Raw genomic sequence first — 20,368 nt, 5'->3', positions numbered from 1 at the left:
ACCTTCTCTTTTTTCTGCATGTATCCCTCGAGCAGTTGTTTCAGTCCGATACGTGCCGAGGCTATCATCACCTCTTCGCGGTGGTCGATGGCTTCTTCCACCGCTTCGCCGAACTCCGGTTTTGCCTTTTTCCATTCGTAAAATGTCTTGCGGCTTATTTTAAATGTTTTGCATATTTCGGAGATACTGCACAAGTCCTGTTCTATCATCCGGATAATCTCTGAGGCCGTTTTCTCTTTATACTTCATAAGATACTTAAATATTAATGTTAATAATCAGTTTCTTATACAGATAAAGATATTTGGTTTTGATAAATTTTCAGTTACGCTGACATAGCCTCTGCCCGCGCAGATGCCCCGCTTGTGTGTGGCGTAGTAAACATTTTTGCCCTGTCAACAGGACACGGACTGGAAGTCCACGCCAGTGGGTGCCGGCGAATAAAATTACTTAGCCCAATGACGCCCATAAATAAAGTAGCACTTGTTTCTTTGAAGCCGCATTATTAACCGACATTTTATTATCTTTGTATCAAATCTCAATTCAATAATGCAGTGAAAAAAATTATATATATGCTTTTGCTAAGCATTGCCCTATCTGCGTGTAATTCAATAAGAAATATGACTACAAAAGAAAAGACATTAACCAACAGCCACGGTATTGACACCCCGTTCAGAGTATTACAGACGGACAATATAGATGATTCCCTCTTCCTGAGGAAAAAAAGCATCGATATAAACATTAAAGATATTGTATCCGACAAGGACTGGCTGCACTTTATCCAACGGCTGAAACTTACACTGGCCGTAGAATCAGGTGTCGGAATCGCGGCTCCTCAGGTGGGTGTGGGCCGGAACTTATTTTTATTTACACGAATAGACCGCCCGGATAAAGCGATTCAGGTGGCTATCAATCCGCGCATCGTAAATCATTCCGGCGAAACCATCTGTTTTGAAGGTGACGGATGCCTTTCCGTTCCCGAACTATCAGGAAGTACCAAACGTTATGCATGGATAGATGTAGAGTACTACAATGAAAAAGGAGAACTGATAAAAGAAAGATTGTCGGGGCAGTCGCGGGGCAGTGATTTCACCGGAGTTATCTTTCAGCATGAATTCGACCACCTGCAAGGTATTTTATTTACAGACAGGCTATTCGACGGAGCCGCAAGTCTTCAGAGAAGCAGATAACAGGATATTTACGGATACATATCCCAGACTATTTACAGTGCTCTGGAAAAATACACGGCCGGCAGTTGCAGGCTTAATGAATGATATAAAATACTTTCTTTCATTAAAAGCCAAACTTAATGACTAATTTTTAATCCTTATATCACCGAAAATTGTATTTTTGTGGGAATAAACAATCCTATCAATTATTATTGATGCTAAAACTTTTACTGATATGAATGCTATAGACTGGTCAAATTTGTCTTTCGGATACATGAAGACAGACTACAATGTAAGAAGTTATTACAAAGATGGTAAATGGAGCACCCCTGCCGAAACCACATCCGAATCTATTGACATTCATATGGCCGCGACCTGCCTTCATTACGGACAAGAAGCATTTGAAGGACTGAAAGCATTCAGGGGCAAAGATGGTAAAATCCGCATATTCAGAATGCATGACAATGCTTTGCGCATGCAATCTTCGTGTCATGGTATTATGATGGCCGAACTGCCTGTGGAGGTATTTGAAGAAACCGTTCTGAAAGCAGTAAAACTGAATGAACGCTTCGTTCCTCCTTATGGAAGCGGAGCTTCATTATACATCCGTCCTTTATTGCTAGGTTTGGGTGCGCAGGTAGGAGTAAAACCTGCCAATGAATATCTTTTCCTTGTGTTTGTAACACCCGTGGGGCCTTACTTCAAAGAAGGATTCAAACCTACACCTGTAGCCATTCTTCGCGGATTCGACCGCGCTGCACCATTAGGCACAGGTACGATAAAAATAGGAGGAAACTACGCTGCCAGCCTTGTGGCCGGAAATAAAGCGCACGAAATGGGCTATTCCGCGGTATTGTATCTGGATGCCAAAGAAAAGAAATATCTGGACGAATGCGGCCCTGCCAATTTCTTCGGGATCAAGGACAATACATACATCACCCCTCTTTCTTCATCTATACTGCCGTCCATTACCAACAAAAGCCTGATGCAACTGGCCGAAGACATGGGAATGAAAGTTGAGCGCAGGCAAGTGCCCGAAGAAGAACTGGCTACATTCGAAGAAGCGGGGCAAGTGGGTACCGCTGCCGTTATAAGCCCGATACTAAGGGTGGACGATATAGACGAAGACAAATCGTATGTAATATCCAAAGACGGAAATGCGGGCCCTATAAGCACAAGATTATACAACAAACTGAAAGGAATACAACAAGGGGACGAGCCCGACACACACGGCTGGGTTACCATATTGGAATAAGTATCCTTATCAACAGGCATGGAGGAAATAATAACAGAAGAAACAGCCATTCAGGAAGAACAGCACATGGTGCTGCGTACCGAAAACCTGGTTAAACGATATAAATCGAGAACAGTTGTCAATCACGTTTCGATAGACGTGAAGCAGGGAGAGATCGTAGGATTGCTCGGCCCTAACGGGGCGGGTAAAACTACCACTTTCTATATGACCGTGGGACTTGTAATGCCGAATGAAGGCAAAATTTTCCTCAACGAACAGGAGATAACAAAATTCCCCGTGTACAAACGGGCGCAGAACGGAATCGGATACCTGGCGCAGGAAGCGTCTATCTTCCGGAAAATGACGGTAGAAGACAATATACGTTCTATTCTGGAAATGACAAAAACTTCCGCGGCCTACCAAAAAGAAAAGCTGGAAAGCCTGATAGAAGAATTCGGACTGCAGAAAGTGAGGAAAAATCTGGGAGACAGGTTATCCGGAGGTGAACGCCGGCGTTCTGAAATAGCCCGTTGCCTGGCCATAGACCCTAAATTCATCATGCTCGACGAGCCTTTCGCCGGAGTAGACCCGATTGCCGTACAGGACATACAGGAAATCGTAGCCAAGCTCAAATATAAAAACATCGGAATACTTATAACCGACCACAATGTGGACGAAACGCTCAGTATTACCGACCGGGCATACCTGCTATTCGAAGGAAAGGTTCTGTTTCAGGGAACAGCGGAACAGCTGGCGAATAATGAAATCGTAAGGGAAAAATACCTTGGTCGCGATTTCGAACTGAAGCGCCGCAACTTCGAACACCTGAAAGAGTAATGCATCATCCCCCGGGAAACTCATTATTACTAAAGTAACTTTACAAACACAACTGATAGAAAAATAGGATATTATCTTTATACACAACCAATTTTACTCCTATTTTTGCTATATATAACAAAATAGAGAACATTCTTACTATTTACTTAATTAGATTAGAGATAAATAAAGTTTTTTATCTACCTTTGTTTTTTAATATGGGAAGATTTTTGGCTTTAGATTATGGGACAAAGCGAACAGGCATAGCGGTTTCCGATACGCTTAAAATTATTGCTAACGGCTTGACTACTGTTCCTACTCATACTCTGTTCGATTATCTTAAAACCTATCTGGAGAGAGAAAATGTTGAGCGCATCATAGTAGGCCTGCCGAAACAAATGAATAACGAATACTCTGAGAATATGAAGCATATTCTCCCATTTGTAAAAAAGCTGAAAGCACTTTATCCGGATATCCCTGTTGAAATGTACGACGAACGCTTTACATCTGCCTTAGCTCAAAAAACAATGATTGATGCGGGTCTGAAAAAGAAAGACAGGCAAAACAAAGCTCTTGTAGACGAAATCAGTGCGGTCATCATACTGCAAAGCTATATGGAGAGCCTGCGATTACAAAACAAATGAACAATAAAAAAAATATGATACTACCCATATATCTGTATGGTCATCCGGTGCTAAGGAAGAAAACCAGGGAGATCACATCCGGTTATCCCAATCTGAAAGAACTTATCGAAAATATGTTCGAAACCATGTACAATGCTGATGGTATCGGATTAGCCGCCCCCCAGATAGGACTGGATATACGCCTCTTTGTTATAGACCTGGAACCTTTGGCCGAAGATAACCCAATCTACTCAGGATTCAAGAAAGTATTCATCAATCCGGTTATTATTGAAGAAACAGGTGAGGTAGTAAAAATGGAAGAGGGTTGCCTCAGCATACCGGGTATCAATGAAAATGTAGACAGGGAAGAAAAAATCCGCATACAATATCTCGATGAGGATTTTATTCCTCATGACGAAGTATATGATGCATTCTTCGCACGTTGCATACAGCATGAATACGATCACATAGAGGGAATATTGTTTATAGATAAGATATCGGGCATACGCAAACAATTAATAAAGGGCAAACTGAACAATTTAATGAAAGGAAGGACCAATTGTCATTACAAAGTAAAACCTTCGGATAGTAGAAATTGAGAAACCGGATATATAATTTATGAAAAGCCTAGCAAAAGCACTTTTAATACTGTTTTGTATTATCTCAAGTCTCAGTTCTTGTGTAACAAACAAGCAAACGGACTTACTGCAGGATATAAAGCTGAATTACCCTCAGCTTATGGTCAAGGCAGAAGAATACAAAGTCATCCCCGGAGATCAGTTGAGCATCATTGTATATGCATGGGACCGTGAAACAGCAAATATGTTTGCGGGTTATAGCCCCCAATCTACATACAGAGGCATGAACGAATCGACTGGCGTAAGTGTAGGCTCCGAAATCAGAAGTCTGGAAAACACGTGGAACATAAGGCCTACAACCGTTTATGCCGACGGTACTATTAACTTTCCCTATGTAGGGAAAATATATGTCCAGGGACTTACCCTCCTACAAATAAAAACTGCTATCAGCCAGAAACTGAATACCTTTTCGGAAGGAACCATGGCTGATGTAACACTTGCAAACAGGTATTTCAGTGTACTGGGAGAAGCCGGGGCAAACAGGATAACGATGACCAGCACCTCTATGACGATATACCAGGCACTGTCCATAGCTACCAATATCGGCCCATACGGCGACCGGTCCAAGGTGACCATCATCAGGCAGAATGCCGGCGGATCGCTTACCAAAACATTCGATCTGAGAAGTAAAGATATTATTGACACAGAATTTTATTATATACAGCCAAACGATGTTATATACGTACCTCAGACCAAAGGCAAATTCCTGGGGGCAACCACATCATTTACCGGAATTTTCGGCATGGTAACATCACTAGCCGGCGTTGTAATATTAATACTCAGAATTTTTTAATATGAAATACACATTATATTTTCTGCTACTCTGTATATCCATCTCAGGTATTTTCTCTTCCTGCATATCGAGCGAAGAGATAAATTACCTTCAGGCTATAGACAAACAGTATCCTTTACAAGAATTCAAGGAGTATAAGCTGGACGTCGGAGACATGATATCATGCGCTATTTCATCCAGTGACCAGGAACTGGTAAGCACTTTCAATTCTGTGATTACAAACAACCAGAATGTATTGAAAACATATACAATATATGAAGACAGCACTGTTATACTTCCGTTCTTCGGCACAGCCAAAGTAGCCGGTCATACGGTACAGGAAGCGGAGATCATCATACAAAACCTGATGCAACAATCGGTAAAAGATGTACAGGTAAAAGTAACTATGGCCAATAATTTTTTCTATATTTATGCCAATGATAAAAGAGGATCTTACCAGGTATACAAAGACAATATGACTATTTACCAGGCATTGGCCATATCACAACAGACAACCGGACTGATGGATCTGACCAGAGTGAGCATAGTCAGAAAAGGTACTGATGGGAATACACAGGTAAAAACATTTGATCTGAGAAGTCAGGATGTAATCCAGTCCGAATATTATTATATTAAACCAAACGATGTAATTTATTTTCCTACAAACAAAAATTCATTCTTTGACATCAGTTCGATGAGTTCATTTATTACAACGATGTCTGTACCATTACAGTTCTTATTATATTCAATCATATACAGAGGCTTTTAATAAAGCTGCGGGAAGCATAGATGTAGAGGAATAAAGACTATAAACATTCAGTTAGCTCCAAAGTTTGACCAAGAACAAACACCCAAACATAAGCGTTATAGAAACAGATAGTTATCATGGATAATAACAATAAAAAAGTAATAGAGTCCGATCCCTATTTCGAGGAAGTAAAGACAAAGACAAACATATCATTCGATTTTGTCCTTTGGTTTTACCGTATTTTGAAATACTGGTATCTTTTTATTATATCGGTCGCCGTATTTCTTGGCTATGCATATATAAAAAATAAATCCTGGGTGCCCGTATTCTACGTTCAGGCCCTGATGATTTTGGAAGACAGGAACACGGCCAGTGTTGTTGCGGGTTCCGTTCCTACAGGAACTTTATTGCGTAATACTGAAAACCAGCAAATTGTATTGAAATCCTATGGACTCACCGAACGGACTGTAAAAAGTTTACCGGCGAAAATGCGTATCGAATACTATATACAAACCCGGTTTAAATATATCAGCTTGTACACCGACACTCCTATCGAAATAGAAATGATCGATATCAAGCCTGAAGCATATAATTACTCATACGAAATCAGCTATATAGATCCGGAAAAATGCGAAATCAGCTATAAGGAAGATCCCAAGTCGGAAACTAAAATCTCCCTGATAACCCCATTCAACCAAGAAATTGATTATAAGCTTTTTAAAATAAAACTACATAAGACACCCAATTTCAGAAACGATATTAAAGGCGCCTTTAAACCGGATATATCAACATTCAATTTCAGATTCCTGTCCGAAGACCAGTTGATAGGAATATATAACGGACGAATCCGTTCTGAACTTGAAAACAATTCATCCATCTTATCCATCTCCATGTCAGGCACAAATCCGGCCAAAGACATTGATTACCTGAATATATTGCTCAAGGAATTTGAGAATTACAACCTTGGGCTAAAGAATGAACAGGCAGAACTTACGATAGAATTCCTGAGCAAACAGCTGAAATTAATCAACGACTCGTTAGATATTTCACGTTTCAAACTTGAAAAATTCCAAAAAGAAACAGGAGTATATGATATCTCATCCCAATCGTTAAGAATAGCCCTCGACAGTGCCGACAGGGAAAAAGACGCCCTTTCCCTGAAGGAAAAATCAGTGCTGCTCCTGACTGAAAAAATAAAAGAGAGGATTCTCGGCACCGACGACCTGATGGACCCTGCCAGTATGAATATAAGGAATCCCAAATTAAGCGAATTTGTGACGCTGTATAATGAATTGCTTCAAAAGGCCCGGAACCTGGGCGCGAAAAATCCATTATATAATAAAACGATCGACGAACTGAACGACCTCAGGGTAAAGATTTTACAGGAAATACAAGTTTCCCAGATCAATCTTCAAAACCAGAAAGATGCCCTGGTACGAAAATATGAAGTGCTCCAGCTGAAAATAGACAACCTTCCGCCGCAGGAACGGGATCTGGTAAAATTCCAGCGGGAGTTCCGGGTAAATGAGATGTACCACCAATATCTTACCCAAAGACAATATGAAGCCGAGATACAAAAGGCATCAAACACGCCGGACAACTTTATCTGGGAAGCGCCCCGGCAAATGGGTGGTGCTGTCAACGGGGGAGAAATAGGTAAGAACTACACATACTATTTCATTATAGGCCTCATCCTTCCATTATGCTTTGTGGTACTGAAAGAAGAAATATTAAATTTCTCCATAACAACAAAAGAAGAATGTGAGAAAATTTCAGGATTTCCCGTTATCGGTACAATAGAAAACGTTTCGAAGAAACTCAATAATGGAGTAGTTTTGGTCAAGAACTATCCTAAATCGAGTTTTGCCGAATCGTTCCGCAATATGCGTGTCAGGATTGAGTACATGGCGCAACGCGAAAACAAGATTACAGTCCTGGTTACTTCTACCGAGCCGGCTGACGGTAAAACGTTCATAGCCACAAATATTGCGTCCGTATATCAATTGATGGGCAAGAAAGTTATCATTGTGGACTTAGACCTCCGCCGCCCTTCGGTTGCTAAAACCCTGCAAATAGACTCACAGAAAGGGATATCGAATTACCTCATAGGACAAGTGACACTGGACGAAATTACTTACTCCCATCCCGACTATGGATTCGATATTATTCCTGCGGGGACATTACCACCAAACCCGAGCGAATTGATAAAAACGGCCAAAACAAAACAAGTATTGGAACACCTGAAAGAAATATACGATTATGTAATCATCGACTGTAGCCCTGTGGGACTGGTGTCGGATGCATATATACTATCAGAGATAGCAGACACGACATTGTTCGTCGTGCGCCGGGCCAAGACAAACAAATCATTCTTCAAAAGCGTTATTACCCAGTTGAAATACGATGGCGTGGAAGATATAGCGCTTGTCTTCAACGATGTTAAAGGACGTGAAGGCTATTACGGCACATCCCGCTACTATGGAGACAGGACATATTATCTCAAAAAGAACTCATACTATCACGACGACTATTTCGAAAACTAAAAAATATATTAAAAAGAGAGGCTGTGAGAGCCTCTCTTCTTTTTTGTTAATGTATTATTCATATATTTGCTGCTCAATGATTAATACAATCTATCGTGAAGAGATTTTTATTTTCAATACTTGTTCTGATAAACAGCCTGATCGGCGTTTCCCAGATTAACACCGACCGCGTAATCTTAATAGGGCGCAACTCGCTCTATTTCGAAGATTACGTACTGGCTATACAATACTTCAACCAGGCCATAAAAGCAAAACCATACCTCGCTGAGCCTTACTTTTACCGGGCTATTGCAAAATATTACCTCGACGATTACAGGGGTACGGAAGACGATTGTACTCTGGCACTGGAAAGAAATCCCTTCATGTCGAAAGCTTATCAGCTGCGTGCCGATGCCCGCCAGAATCAGAATAATTATGATGGAGCATTGGAAGATTACAAAGTTTCGCTGGAAGTATATCCTAACGATAAGTTTGTATTAATCAACATGGGTATAGTCAATATCCAGAAGAAAGATTATGAAGAAGCCGAAAAATACCTGAATACCCTGCTAAAATCCTATCCGGCCTATACACAGGGCTTCCTTACCAGAGGTGCGCTCTATCAGGAAAAAGGGGATACAGTACAAGCCTTCGAGAATTATAATCAGGCTATAAAACTCGACAAATACCTGCCTCAATCCTACTCTATGCGCGGGTTGCTACATTATTACAAAAAGGACTATGACAAAGCATTGGCCGACCTGGACGAAGCTATACGGATAGACCCGCTTCAATCCGGTAATTATATCAACCGGGGACTGATACGGTATTCAAAAAACGACCTGCGCGGAGCGATGTCCGACTACGACAAGGTTATCGACCTCGACCCAAACAATATAATCGCACGTTTCAACCGGGGATTACTACGCTCACAAGTGGGTGACGACAACCGTGCCATAGCCGACTTTGATATAGTATTGAAGTATGAGCCGAACAACTATATAGCATACTTCAACCGCTCCCTGATAAAAAATAATATCGGGGATTACACAGGGTCTTTGGAAGACCTGAATGTTGTACTGGCTGAATATCCTGAATTTTACCACGGATTTTATATGCGTTCCGAGATTAAACGCCGCCAAAATGACCTGAAAGGCGCTGAACGCGATTTCAATTATGCCCGCAACGAAGAAAGCCGCAAAAACAAAGAAATTTTGGCCGGACAAACCGAAGAAAAATCAGAAAAGGACAAGACAAGGGAGAAATCGGATAAAGACATTGACAAATTTAACCTGCTTGTCGTAGCAGATAAGACAGAAGAAGAAAAAAGCAAATATAACAATGATACCCGGGGCCGCATACAAAATAAACAGGTCAAACTGGATCTGGAACCTCAGTTTATTGTTTCATATTACGAAAAACCGAATGATATACGCAGGTTTGTATATTACAGCCAGCTTATCGACAATATAAACAAACGGGCGATACTTCCTAAGAAACTTAGGATCACCAACAGTGAGGCCTCGCTGAACGAATTCCAGATACAGGAACACTTCAAATCGATAGACGACCTGTCGAAACGCATTGCCGATCAGCCGGCAAATGCCGACCTGTATTTTGCCAGGGCTATGGATTATATGCTCGTGCAGGATTTTACCAACTCTATCGAAGACTTTAATAAGGCAATCAGTCTCGATCCGAAATTTACGCTGGCATACTTCAATCTGGCCGTTGTATATACAAAACAGCTCAACCTGCGGGAGAATGTGCCTGAGTACGAAAAGAAAAGCGATCAAACGGATTTGGCTACCTTGGGCGGGATAAAGAAAGATAATTCATTACCCGCTACAACAACCATCATAGACCCGGGTAAAATGGAGTACGACCTCATTGTCAAGAATTATAATAAGGTGATAGAACTCAATCCGGAATTTATTTATGCTTATTACAACAGGGCGGGAATACGTTATAAACAAAACGATTACCGTGCCGCCATACTTGACTATAACGAAGCTCTCAGACGCGACCCTGAGTTTGCCGAAGGGTACTACAACAGGGGACTAAGCCGCTTCCAGGTCAAAGACAAAGACCGTGCACTGGACGATATGCGTAAAGCCGGGGAAATGGGCGTAGTGGAAGCTTATAGCATTATTAAGCGTATGACAGAATAAATCAAAAATACTCCCGATAAATATTCCTCATAGAACTGTATAAAATTCTATGAGGAATATTTTTATAACTATCTTTTAATCTCCTGCAAAAATTTTATCTATAGAATAAGAGCCGGTAGCCTTTAGCTGTTAGCTGATAGTTCTTTGAAATATTGATTAAAGCAGTTACAAGTTTGCCTCGCCTTCGCTTCGGCGAATGTTATTTCTGCGCCCTTCGGGCAGTTACGAGTTACAAGTTGGCTGGCGTTTTGTTTTGTTTCACGCAAAGACGCAAAGGCGCAAAGTTCTACATCTTACGAGTTGTTTACTGATGACTGTTTACTGTTAACTGATATATCTGTTACCTTTGTTACCTTTTGCGCCTTAGCGTCTCTGCATGAAATACTGTTGACTGCTAACTGTTGACTGTTTACTGTTTACTGAAAAAGTGTAACCTTTGTTACCTTTTTTTATAACCAGTCATCAATAGCCGCTTACAGAAATAAAATAGACAGAATATCACATCTGTTACAAAAAATGATTATTTTTGCAAGTTCAAAAAAGTAGCTTATTTGTAGGAGCTGCATAATTAAATAGAAACTAAAAATGATAAAAATTACATTTCCGGATGGTTCCGTGCGAGAATTTGCAAAAGGAACCACATCGATGCAGATAGCAGAAAGCATCAGTTCGCGTCTGGCTCAGGACGTACTTGCAGCCAAGGTCAATGGACAAGTATGGGATCTGACCCGTCCAATAGACGAAGACGCGACGATCGAACTGCTGAAATGGGAAGATGAAGACGGTAAACACGCATACTGGCACTCTTCCGCCCATCTTATGGCCGAAGCCGTACAGATACTTTATCCTCATGCCAAATTTGGTATCGGGCCTGCCATCGAAAACGGATTTTATTATGATATAGACTTTGGTGATACTCCCGTAAAAGACGCGGACTTTGCTAAGATAGAAGCAAAGATGATGGAACTTATCGCCAATAAAGAAGAAATCAAACGCCAGAGTATTTCCAAAGCAGATGCAATAAAGATGTTCGATGCCCGTCACGAAAATTATAAGGTAGAGCTTATAAATGATCTTGAAGACGGCACCATCACAACATATACACAAGGTGTGTTCACAGACCTTTGCCGTGGGCCGCACTTACCCAATACATCTTACATTAAGGCTGTAAAAATCCTTAGTGCGGCAGGTGCATACTGGCGTGGCGATGAAAAGCGTAAACAGCTTACCCGTCTCTACGGCATCACTTTCCCTAAAAAGAAAATGCTGGACGAGTATCTGGTTCTGCTTGAGGAAGCGAAAAAACGCGACCATCGCAAGATAGGGAAAGAACTGGAATTGTTCGCTTTTTCCGAGAATGTAGGAAAAGGGCTTCCGCTATGGCTTCCACGTGGTACCCAGTTGCGTTTGAAACTGGAAGATTTTTTAAAGAAGATCCAGCGTAAATTTGATTACCAGCAGGTGATGACCCCCCATATAGGCAGCAAGATATTGTACGTTACTTCAGGACACTACGAAAAGTACGGTAAGGATTCTTTCCAGCCTATCCATACACCGGAAGAAGGAGAAGAGTTCTTATTGAAACCTATGAACTGTCCTCACCACTGCGAGATTTACAAAATAATTCCACGCTCATACAAAGACCTTCCTTTGCGTCTGGCTGAGTTTGGTACTGTTTACCGCTACGAACAAAGTGGGGAACTTCACGGCTTAACCCGTGTCCGCGGATTTACTCAGGACGATGCGCATATATTCTGTACACCTGAGCAATTGAAAGCTGAATTCCTGAAAGTAATGGACATTGTTTTCATTATCTTTAAGGCGCTTGACTTTGAAAATTTCGAAGCCCAGATATCTTTACGCGACCCTGAAAACCGCGAAAAATATATCGGTAGCGATGAAAACTGGGAAAAAGCAGAGCGGGCTATTATAGAAGCCTGTGAAGAAAAAGGCCTGCCTGCAAAAGTTGAACTTGGCGAAGCGGCCTTCTATGGTCCTAAGCTCGACTTTATGGTAAAAGACGCCTTAGGCCGTCGCTGGCAGTTGGGAACAATACAGGTTGACTATAATCTCCCTGAACGTTTCGAACTCGAATATACAGGAGCCGACAACCAAAAACACCGCCCGGTGATGATTCACCGTGCACCGTTTGGTTCGATGGAGCGTTTCATTGCAGTGCTTATCGAGCATACTGCGGGTAAATTCCCGTTATGGCTGGCGCCTGACCAGGTAGTAATATTACCTATCAGCGAGAAGTTCAATGATTATGCTCACAGAGTGAACAGCTATTTCAAACAACAGGGAATTAGTTCACAAGTGGATGACCGTAATGAAAAAATAGGACGTAAAATCCGCGATAATGAGTTGAAAAGAATCCCTTATTTACTCATTGTAGGCGAGAAAGAGGCAGAAACAGAAGAAGTTTCGGTAAGAAAACAGGGCGAAGGTGATAAAGGTTCGATGAAATTTACTAACTTTGCTGCCCAATTGAATGAAGAAGTAGAAAAAATGATGAATGCATGGGAGCAGCAATCCTAAGTATTCATTGTTTATATTTTTGAAAATTAAATATTTAAATAAAAAAGATAAAGGAATTCTAACAGTTTTTGAATGAGAAACAACAGATTTAATAATCGCAAAGAAGAGTTACACAAAATCAATGGAAATATTCGGGCTCGGGAAGTCCGTTTAGTCGGTGACAATGTAGAACAAGGTGTATACACCATAAACGAAGCCTTACGACTAGCTGATGACCTCGAACTTGATTTGGTTGAAATTTCTCCAACAGCCGATCCCCCTGTTTGTAGAATCACCGATTATCAGAAGTTCCTTTATCAGCAGAAGAAAAAACAGAAAGAAGCCAAAGCCAAGTCTGTAAAAGTTGTGGTAAAAGAGATCCGTTTCGGACCACAAACCGACGACCATGACTTTAACTTCAAACTCAATCATGCGAAAAACTTCCTTGAAGAAGGAGCAAAAGTAAAAGCTTATGTATTCTTCAAAGGACGTTCGATCCTGTTTAAGGAACAAGGAGAGGTTCTTCTACTCCGTTTTGCTACAGAACTTGAAGACTTAGGAAAAGTAGATCAACTGCCTGCGCTTGAAGGTAAAAAGATGATCATGATGCTTTCTCCTAAAAAGCAACCTGTAAAAGCTCCGGCTCCGGCTAAACCGAAAGACGGTGAGAAAAAGGTTATAGAGAAAAAAGTGGACAAACCAAAAGAAGAGAACAACGAAGAATAAAACGAATACTTTGTATATATCCGTACTTTATAAATAATTAAATTAATAAACTGAGATGCCAAAAATGAAGACTAATTCCGGTGCCAAAAAGAGGTTCGCCCTTACCGGATCAGGAAAAATCAAAAGAAAACATGCTTTCAAAAGTCACATCCTGACTAAGAAAACGAAAAAACAAAAGAGAAATCTGACTCACACTTCACTTGTCCACAAAGTAGATGAGAAAGCTGTGAAAAAATTATTAGCTCTTAAATAATCTATTTCGTTTTACAAAAGCAAGTTTTAAAGATTTATTAACCGGATGTATGCACCAAAGAGTTCCAAAGCACGGGAACCGCTGACATTCAAAACAATGTAAATTATGCCAAGATCAGTCAATCATGTTGCGTCACGCAACCGCAGAAAAAAAGTATTAAAGCTAACAAGAGGTTACTACGGAGCCCGCAAAAATGTATGGACAGTAGCAAAAAACACATGGGAAAAAGGTCTTACCTATGCATTCCGTGACCGTCGCGCTAAAAAACGCAATTTCCGCGCACTGTGGATACAACGTATCAACGCAGCTGCACGTCTTGAAGGAATGTCTTATTCCCGCCTGATGGGAGCCCTTCACAAAAACGGAGTGGAAATCAACCGCAAAGTCCTTGCCGACCTTGCCATGAACCACCCTGAAGCGTTCAAGGCTATTGTAGATAAAGTAAAATAAATATACTTTGCCATATGCAAAAGGCCGGATTCGTATGCCGGTCTTTTTTTATTTATACCGGATGATATTTTTATGAATTTCATACATTAAACTGTTAAAAAAGCGATACATTTGTTTGCCTTATGATTTATTTAATGTATTACTTAAAAATAAATGTCATGAAACGTATCATTTTAATTTCATCAATCTTCTTATTTCTCTGCTCTTTTTCTGTTTTTGCAGCAAATAAAAATAAATGGAAACCGCTTTTCGGCACTAATCTTTCCGATGCGAATTATAATCCGGAGGTATGGAGCGAAAAAGACGGGGTACTCGGCGCTATAAAAGACGAATCCATCTGGACTACCACCGAATATGAAAATTTTGAACTCGATCTCGAATTCAAAACGGATGAAGCAACCAATAGCGGAGTCGTTGTTTATTGTACGGATACTAAAAACTGGATACCCAATTCGGTAGAAATACAAATCGCCGATGACCACAGCGAGCATTTCAAGAATGCCAAGCCATATGAAAAATGCGGTGCTATCTATGGCCACCTGGGGGCAACCAAAGACAAAATAGTAAAAAAACCGGGAGAATGGAACCGCATGCATATAAAATGCGAAGGACAGCATATCACTGTAACACTTAATGGTCAGAAAGTTACAGAAATGGATATGAGTAAATGGACTTCGGGAACAACAAATCCTGATGGAACAAAAATTCCGAGTTGGCTGCCTAAACCATTCGCCGAACTACCGACAAAAGGATTTATCGGATTGCAAGGAAAACATGGAAACTCCTTAATCTGGTTCCGCAATGCAAAAATACGTAGTCTGAGATAATCTTCAGAGTATCTGATTCATATATAAAGAGGGTGGCAATCAATTTTATCACCCTTTTTCATTATACCTATGTCCTTTTTTTACAAGACAAAGAAAAGATTATCTCTTAACTTTGCATCTATTTCATTTTTCATACATCTACCTCAATGGAAACTTTCAGATTCATACAACCTTCACCGATACTGGCTCCGTTTGTTAAACATTACTGGATATTGGAAACAGATGGAATCGCCCCTGTTTCGGAACGGATAATTCCTACCGGGTTTATGCAAATGATATTCCATCGTGGCGATAAAATGAAGCTATCCGATAATAAACTCCAACCTCAGTCCTTCATATGCGGACAATCAGCAGGTTTTACCGACTTGGCTTCTACCGGCAAGGTGAATATGATTGTCGTTGTTTTCCATCCTTTCGGAGCTAAGGCATTCTTTCCAATGCCTATGAGTGAGTTTTACGGTATAGATGTATCTATTAGCGACTTGAGCGATAACTCCCTGAACGAGCTGAAAGACCGCATCTATCACGAAAAGGATAACAATAAGGCAATAGCGCTGATAGAATCCGGACTTATCTCCCGCCTGAGGATATTTGACAATTACAACCGGAAACGGATAACAGCAGTAATAACCGCTATAAACCTCAAACATCAGTCAAGTATTACCTCCCTATCCGAAATAGCCTGCCTCAGTTATAAGCAGTTCAACCGTATATTTACGGAATATGTAGGAGCCAACCCTAAAGAATTTACACGTATAATACGTTTTCAGAGGGCCTTATATATATTGCAGAACACCCCGGATATTAATATTACAGAACTGGCTTTCGATTGCGGATATTACGACCAGCCGCATCTGATAAAGGAGTTTAAAAGTTTCTCGGGATATACTCCATACGAATATATGGCTGTATGCAATCCATATTCCGACTATTTTTCCTGATATGCTGAATGTCCTTTTTTTACAAGATCCCGAAAGCCGGACGCATTACTTTTGTAAAGTCAAACTAAAAACAAATTTTATGAAAAGACTAGTCGCATTTTTCGAAATTCCCTGCAAAGACTTTGACAGGGCAGTAAAGTTTTATGAATCAATATTCAGTATCAGCATGAGCAAATGTGATTGCGAGCATGAAAAAATGGCTTTCTTTCCGGGTGAAGACGGTAAAAACTCCGGAGCAATTTCATGGGCGGAAGATTTTATCCCGTCTCAAAACGGGGTTCTTATCAGCCTCAATTGTGAAGATATATCCGCTTCCTTAGCTATTGTTGAATCGAAGGGGGGAAAGGTCGTAATTCCTAAAACAAAAATAGAGGTCGAAGGGCTAGGGTATTTTTGTGTATTCGCCGACTGCGAGGGTAATCACATCGGACTATATTCCGATAAATAAGGAGATAAAAAGAGGCTGCTGAAACGGGCAGCCTCTTGTATTTGTATTATAAACTAACCGGATTCAGCACATCGCACAATTAACCGGCTTCAATTGTTGGAAGAAATCATTCCCCTTATCATCGACTAAGATGAACGCCGGGAAATCAACTACCTCAATTTTCCATATAGCCTCCATGCCAAGCTCAGGATATTCGAGACACTCAAGGCTCTTGATGCTGTTTTGCGCCAGAATAGCCGCCGGACCGCCAATACTACCCAGATAGAAGCCTCCATGCTTATGACAGGCATCTGTTACCTGCTGGCTGCGGTTCCCTTTTGCAATCATAATGAGGCTGCCACCTTGCGACTGGAATGAATCTACATAAGAGTCCATACGACCTGCTGTAGTCGGTCCCATAGAACCGCTGGCATAACCTTTCGGTGTCTTTGCAGGGCCTGCATAATAAATAGGATGGTCTTTTATATACTGGGGCAATCCTTCGCCGCTGTCAATTCTTTCCTGCAACTTCGCATGCGCAATGTCACGCCCTACGATAATTGTACCGGTGAGGGACAAACGGGTTGAAACCGGATATTTAGTCAATTCTGCAAGAATCTCTTTCATCGGACGGTTCAGGTCTATCTTTACTCCACCGGCTTCTCCTGCATTACGTAATTCTTGCGGGATCAGACGCGCCGGATTATCTTCCAGCTTCTCCAACCATACCCCGTCTTTATTGATCTTACCTTTAATATTCCTGTCAGCAGAACAGGATACGCCCATACCTACCGGACAAGAAGCTCCGTGGCGAGGCAGGCGGATCACACGAATATCGTGGGCAAAGAATTTACCACCGAATTGCGCTCCAAGACCCAATTCCTGTGCAGCCTTCAATAGCTTTGCTTCCATTTCCAGATCACGAAAAGCCTGACCGCCTTCATTACCCGAAGCAGGCAAATTATCATAATACTTGGTGGAAGCCATTTTCACTGTCTTCAGGTTTGTTTCGGCAGATGTACCGCCGATGACAAAAGCAATATGATAAGGAGGGCAGGCCGCTGTTCCCAACGATTTCATTTTCTCGATGAGGAATGTCTCCAACTTACCGGGTGTTAGCAATGCTTTTGTTTCCTGATAAAGATAAGTCTTATTGGCAGAACCTCCACCTTTGGCAACAAACAAGAATTTATATTCATTACCGTTTACAGCATATAAATCTATCTGTGCAGGGAGATTGGTCCCTGTATTTATTTCCTTATACATGTCCAGAGGCGCATTCTGCGAATAGCGCAGATTGTCTTCCGTAAAAGTATTATACACCCCTTTTGACAAAGCTTCTTCATCGTTTCCTCCGGTCCACACATTCTGGCCTTTCTTGCCCATTATAATAGCTGTACCTGTATCCTGACAGAACGGAAGTATGCCCTTAGCCGAAATTTCAGAGTTACGCAAGAATGTGAGTGCCACAAACTTATCGTTATCACTGGCTTCGGGATCGGAGAGTATTTTTGCCACTTGTTCCTGATGTTCGGGACGAAGCAAGAATTCCACATTATGGAATGCATGTTGTGCTAATAAAGTAAGTGCTTCGGGTGACACTTTTAAAATTTCCTGACCTTCAAAGTCTGCAGTAGAAACAAAGTCTTTCGACAAGAGATAATACTCTGTAGTATCCTTTCCGAGAGGGAAAGTTTCCTGATACTTAAACGGAGGTGTTGCCATGAATTAATATTTTTATAGTTGATTTCATTGTATGCAAAAGTAGCAAATATCTACAACCTTATCAAGGATTACAAGTTTATAAAATTTTAAAGACTTAAAACTGATTCTCCAAGACAAGATATAGTTAACAATAAATCTTAGAAGCCGTTTATATTAATCTTTTGCATTCAAATATTTATCAATTCCATCCTTACATCTAGTAGCATTCTCCCCTAATTTTTGACCATAGTAGTTAAAATTCTCCTCTTTATTATACATATACAAATCATTATGCCACAAATGAAAGATAATTCCTGAAAATTTCAAATATAGCCGATCAACACCACTATGCATCATTCGGGCGGCAAAATCCCAATCTTCCCCACCCCATCCTTCATAAAACTCATCATATCCATTTATGCGAATATAATCAGATTTCCAAAATGACATATTACAACCTAATCCCAGTATTTTATTTTTCTTATAACGAGGGGCAAAGTATTTACTTAACAACATGCAGTGGATAGAATTGATTCGTCGCATTATTCCTGGCCTAAAGAAATGGAGAGATGGTAATTTTCCTGACTTACAGCATTCATCTGTCAATTTTTGAGAAAGGTTCACTCTTCCTCCTTTCAAAAAATAGCCCTTGCGAGCAAACGACATATGATCAGCTATAAATTCTGGATGAAGAATAAGATCACCGTCTATTTCAATTATATATTCATACCGGCATGCTGCAACAGACTTGTTTCGGCTCATTGCTAAACGAAAGCCTTTATCTTCTTGCCATACATGGATAAGTGGAACTGGAAAGTTCTTTTTAAATGATAAAATTAGTTTTCTTGTTTCTTCATTCGATCCATCATCCCCAATAATAACTTCATCTGGTAAAACTTTTTGCCTTGCAATACTTTGTAAGCATAAATTCAATGCTTCAGGGCGGTTATATGTGGAAACAATTAGGGAGACATCTGCACGATTTTTACTTTTCATAGAGTCTATTTTTTCCAAAATAAATTTTTCATCTTTTATTATAATTAATTAATAAAAAAATAAGTCAATTCTTAACTTTCATTTTTTTTAATTTTTAGATTCAAATGCTCCCAGAGCATGCGAATTTAAATAAATATAACTAAAAACAAATTAATTTTTTAGTAAAATTCTCAAAACAACAATGCAATATACCAGCTGTATATCAATAATCGCTACTGACGCAAAGTATAACGTAACATATGCCTTAGATACAGAACGTTTTCGTCCGTTGGCACGGACTTCCAGTCGTGTCTTGTTGACAGGGCAAAATGTTTGCTACGCAACACACAGACGGGACGTCTGCGAGAGCAGGGGAACAAAAGTAACAGTCTTTTTAGCCTTTGTGCCCTTTGTGATTTTCTTCGTGTACTTAGCGGTTAAAGCTCTTTACCACAAGAGGCACAAAGATTTACACAAAGAGCACTATGTAAAAAGTAACAAAGGTAACACCGAAAGCAATTAAGAATGAAGAATTAAGAATGAAAAATTAAGAACCAACGGTCAGTGGAGCTAATTTTTTCCCTCGTAACTCGTAACTGCCCTAGGGCGAAGTAACTTGTAACTATTAAAAAAGGTAATAAAGGTAAATGGTATTTGTAATCAATTGATAATAAATATATAAGCCTACTTTTTGAAAATGGCGAGTAACAACCGGGTAACAAAAATGCGGAAAACAACATTCGCCTGAAAAGATTGAGTCTGTAAAGATACATTTCTTTTCCGATATTAGCAATAGCCATTCTTTTCCTTTCCATGACATCCCTGTACGGCCATAATCAAGCGTCAAAAATAACGGTT

The 20,368-nt window shown here is 40.5% G+C and carries 19 protein-coding genes; 16 read left to right on the top strand and 3 right to left on the bottom strand.

Translation table 11 applies throughout. From position 1 onward, the window contains the following. Positions 1–248 (bottom strand): helix-turn-helix domain-containing protein (locus ACFO6W_RS21295; protein ID WP_380000244.1); only part of this gene is annotated, 248 nt, incomplete at its 3' end. Between the two features lie 369 nt (positions 249–617). Between ACFO6W_RS21295 and def (ACFO6W_RS21290) the strand changes: the two genes are divergently transcribed. The 16 genes from def (ACFO6W_RS21290) (at position 618) to ACFO6W_RS21215 (ending at position 16,852) form a co-directional block, all read left to right on the top strand. Beyond that, the gene (gene def, locus ACFO6W_RS21290) at positions 618–1,187 is read left to right on the top strand and encodes a peptide deformylase (RefSeq protein ID WP_380000242.1); all 570 of its coding nucleotides are present in this window, start codon (positions 618–620) and stop codon (positions 1,185–1,187) included. 214 nt (positions 1,188–1,401) lie between these two features. Further along, entirely contained in the window at positions 1,402–2,421 is a 1,020-nt protein-coding gene (locus ACFO6W_RS21285) for a branched-chain amino acid aminotransferase (RefSeq protein ID WP_380000240.1), read from the top strand. An 18-nt stretch (positions 2,422–2,439) separates the two neighbouring features. Then, positions 2,440–3,237, top strand: coding sequence for an LPS export ABC transporter ATP-binding protein (gene lptB, locus ACFO6W_RS21280; protein WP_380000238.1), 798 nt, complete (start codon positions 2,440–2,442; stop codon positions 3,235–3,237). Between the two features lie 197 nt (positions 3,238–3,434). Further along, positions 3,435–3,860: a Holliday junction resolvase RuvX gene (gene ruvX, locus ACFO6W_RS21275; RefSeq protein WP_380000236.1), complete on the top strand. Its 426-nt coding sequence runs from the start codon at positions 3,435–3,437 to the stop codon at positions 3,858–3,860. A 14-nt stretch (positions 3,861–3,874) separates the two neighbouring features. Next, complete coding sequence (gene def, locus ACFO6W_RS21270) at positions 3,875–4,438, top strand: peptide deformylase (protein WP_380000246.1); 564 nt, start codon at positions 3,875–3,877, stop codon at positions 4,436–4,438. 19 nt (positions 4,439–4,457) lie between these two features. Next, the gene (locus ACFO6W_RS21265) at positions 4,458–5,270 is read left to right on the top strand and encodes a polysaccharide biosynthesis/export family protein (RefSeq protein ID WP_380000233.1); all 813 of its coding nucleotides are present in this window, start codon (positions 4,458–4,460) and stop codon (positions 5,268–5,270) included. 1 nt (position 5,271) lies between these two features. Continuing rightward, positions 5,272–6,018, top strand: a complete 747-nt coding sequence (locus ACFO6W_RS21260) for a polysaccharide biosynthesis/export family protein (RefSeq protein ID WP_380000231.1) — start codon at positions 5,272–5,274, stop codon at positions 6,016–6,018. Between the two features lie 116 nt (positions 6,019–6,134). Then, positions 6,135–8,540: an exopolysaccharide transport family protein gene (locus ACFO6W_RS21255; RefSeq protein ID WP_380000229.1), complete on the top strand. Its 2,406-nt coding sequence runs from the start codon at positions 6,135–6,137 to the stop codon at positions 8,538–8,540. Between the two features lie 95 nt (positions 8,541–8,635). After that, positions 8,636–10,690 carry a tetratricopeptide repeat protein gene (locus ACFO6W_RS21250; protein WP_380000227.1) on the top strand — a complete coding sequence of 685 codons (2,055 nt, stop codon included), beginning with the start codon at positions 8,636–8,638 and terminating at the stop codon, positions 10,688–10,690. Between the two features lie 585 nt (positions 10,691–11,275). Further along, positions 11,276–13,228 carry a threonine--tRNA ligase gene (gene thrS, locus ACFO6W_RS21245; protein ID WP_380000225.1) on the top strand — a complete coding sequence of 651 codons (1,953 nt, stop codon included), beginning with the start codon at positions 11,276–11,278 and terminating at the stop codon, positions 13,226–13,228. A 72-nt stretch (positions 13,229–13,300) separates the two neighbouring features. After that, a complete protein-coding gene (infC, locus tag ACFO6W_RS21240; protein ID WP_380000222.1) occupies positions 13,301–13,933 on the top strand; it encodes a translation initiation factor IF-3 in 633 nt (210 codons plus the stop codon). Between the two features lie 55 nt (positions 13,934–13,988). Then, on the top strand, positions 13,989–14,186 hold the full coding sequence (rpmI, locus tag ACFO6W_RS21235) for a 50S ribosomal protein L35 (protein WP_380000220.1): 198 nt from the start codon (positions 13,989–13,991) through the stop codon (positions 14,184–14,186). A gap of 105 nt (positions 14,187–14,291) precedes the next feature. After that, positions 14,292–14,636: a 50S ribosomal protein L20 gene (gene rplT / locus ACFO6W_RS21230; protein WP_006798843.1), complete on the top strand. Its 345-nt coding sequence runs from the start codon at positions 14,292–14,294 to the stop codon at positions 14,634–14,636. 158 nt (positions 14,637–14,794) lie between these two features. After that, positions 14,795–15,463: a 3-keto-disaccharide hydrolase gene (locus ACFO6W_RS21225; protein ID WP_380000218.1), complete on the top strand. Its 669-nt coding sequence runs from the start codon at positions 14,795–14,797 to the stop codon at positions 15,461–15,463. Between the two features lie 146 nt (positions 15,464–15,609). Further along, positions 15,610–16,404 carry an AraC family transcriptional regulator gene (locus ACFO6W_RS21220; protein ID WP_380000216.1) on the top strand — a complete coding sequence of 265 codons (795 nt, stop codon included), beginning with the start codon at positions 15,610–15,612 and terminating at the stop codon, positions 16,402–16,404. 79 nt (positions 16,405–16,483) lie between these two features. Next, on the top strand, positions 16,484–16,852 hold the full coding sequence (locus ACFO6W_RS21215; protein ID WP_380000214.1) for a VOC family protein: 369 nt from the start codon (positions 16,484–16,486) through the stop codon (positions 16,850–16,852). A gap of 63 nt (positions 16,853–16,915) precedes the next feature. On the opposite strand, the gene ACFO6W_RS21210 is transcribed toward ACFO6W_RS21215, so the two are convergent. After that, positions 16,916–18,556, bottom strand: coding sequence for a fumarate hydratase (locus ACFO6W_RS21210; RefSeq protein WP_380000212.1), 1,641 nt, complete (start codon positions 18,554–18,556; stop codon positions 16,916–16,918). Between the two features lie 153 nt (positions 18,557–18,709). Next, entirely contained in the window at positions 18,710–19,531 is an 822-nt protein-coding gene (locus ACFO6W_RS21205; RefSeq protein ID WP_380000210.1) for a glycosyltransferase family 2 protein, read from the bottom strand. Between the last annotated feature and the right edge of the window lie 837 nt (positions 19,532–20,368).

Source organism: Dysgonomonas termitidis (genome assembly GCF_042654545.1).
GTDB lineage: Bacteria > Bacteroidota > Bacteroidia > Bacteroidales > Dysgonomonadaceae > Dysgonomonas > Dysgonomonas termitidis.
Note: the sequence above shows the minus strand (reverse complement) of the source record. Positions and strands in the feature narration are given on the sequence as shown.

What these genes read in the sequence shown, in the direction of transcription:
- def (WP_380000242.1), top strand. Translation starts at nt 618, where the DNA reads ATGACTACAAAAGAAAAGACATTAACCAACAGCCACGGTATTGACACC.
- ACFO6W_RS21285 (WP_380000240.1), top strand. Translation starts at nt 1,402, where the DNA reads ATGAATGCTATAGACTGGTCAAATTTGTCTTTCGGATACATGAAGACA.
- lptB (WP_380000238.1), top strand. Translation starts at nt 2,440, where the DNA reads ATGGAGGAAATAATAACAGAAGAAACAGCCATTCAGGAAGAACAGCAC.
- ruvX (WP_380000236.1), top strand. Translation starts at nt 3,435, where the DNA reads ATGGGAAGATTTTTGGCTTTAGATTATGGGACAAAGCGAACAGGCATA.
- def (WP_380000246.1), top strand. Translation starts at nt 3,875, where the DNA reads ATGATACTACCCATATATCTGTATGGTCATCCGGTGCTAAGGAAGAAA.
- ACFO6W_RS21265 (WP_380000233.1), top strand. Translation starts at nt 4,458, where the DNA reads ATGAAAAGCCTAGCAAAAGCACTTTTAATACTGTTTTGTATTATCTCA.
- ACFO6W_RS21260 (WP_380000231.1), top strand. Translation starts at nt 5,272, where the DNA reads ATGAAATACACATTATATTTTCTGCTACTCTGTATATCCATCTCAGGT.
- ACFO6W_RS21255 (WP_380000229.1), top strand. Translation starts at nt 6,135, where the DNA reads ATGGATAATAACAATAAAAAAGTAATAGAGTCCGATCCCTATTTCGAG.
- thrS (WP_380000225.1), top strand. Translation starts at nt 11,276, where the DNA reads ATGATAAAAATTACATTTCCGGATGGTTCCGTGCGAGAATTTGCAAAA.
- infC (WP_380000222.1), top strand. Translation starts at nt 13,301, where the DNA reads ATGAGAAACAACAGATTTAATAATCGCAAAGAAGAGTTACACAAAATC.
- rpmI (WP_380000220.1), top strand. Translation starts at nt 13,989, where the DNA reads ATGCCAAAAATGAAGACTAATTCCGGTGCCAAAAAGAGGTTCGCCCTT.
- rplT (WP_006798843.1), top strand. Translation starts at nt 14,292, where the DNA reads ATGCCAAGATCAGTCAATCATGTTGCGTCACGCAACCGCAGAAAAAAA.
- ACFO6W_RS21225 (WP_380000218.1), top strand. Translation starts at nt 14,795, where the DNA reads ATGAAACGTATCATTTTAATTTCATCAATCTTCTTATTTCTCTGCTCT.
- ACFO6W_RS21220 (WP_380000216.1), top strand. Translation starts at nt 15,610, where the DNA reads ATGGAAACTTTCAGATTCATACAACCTTCACCGATACTGGCTCCGTTT.
- ACFO6W_RS21215 (WP_380000214.1), top strand. Translation starts at nt 16,484, where the DNA reads ATGAAAAGACTAGTCGCATTTTTCGAAATTCCCTGCAAAGACTTTGAC.
- ACFO6W_RS21210 (WP_380000212.1), bottom strand. Translation starts at nt 18,556, where the DNA reads ATGGCAACACCTCCGTTTAAGTATCAGGAAACTTTCCCTCTCGGAAAG.
- ACFO6W_RS21205 (WP_380000210.1), bottom strand. Translation starts at nt 19,531, where the DNA reads ATGAAAAGTAAAAATCGTGCAGATGTCTCCCTAATTGTTTCCACATAT.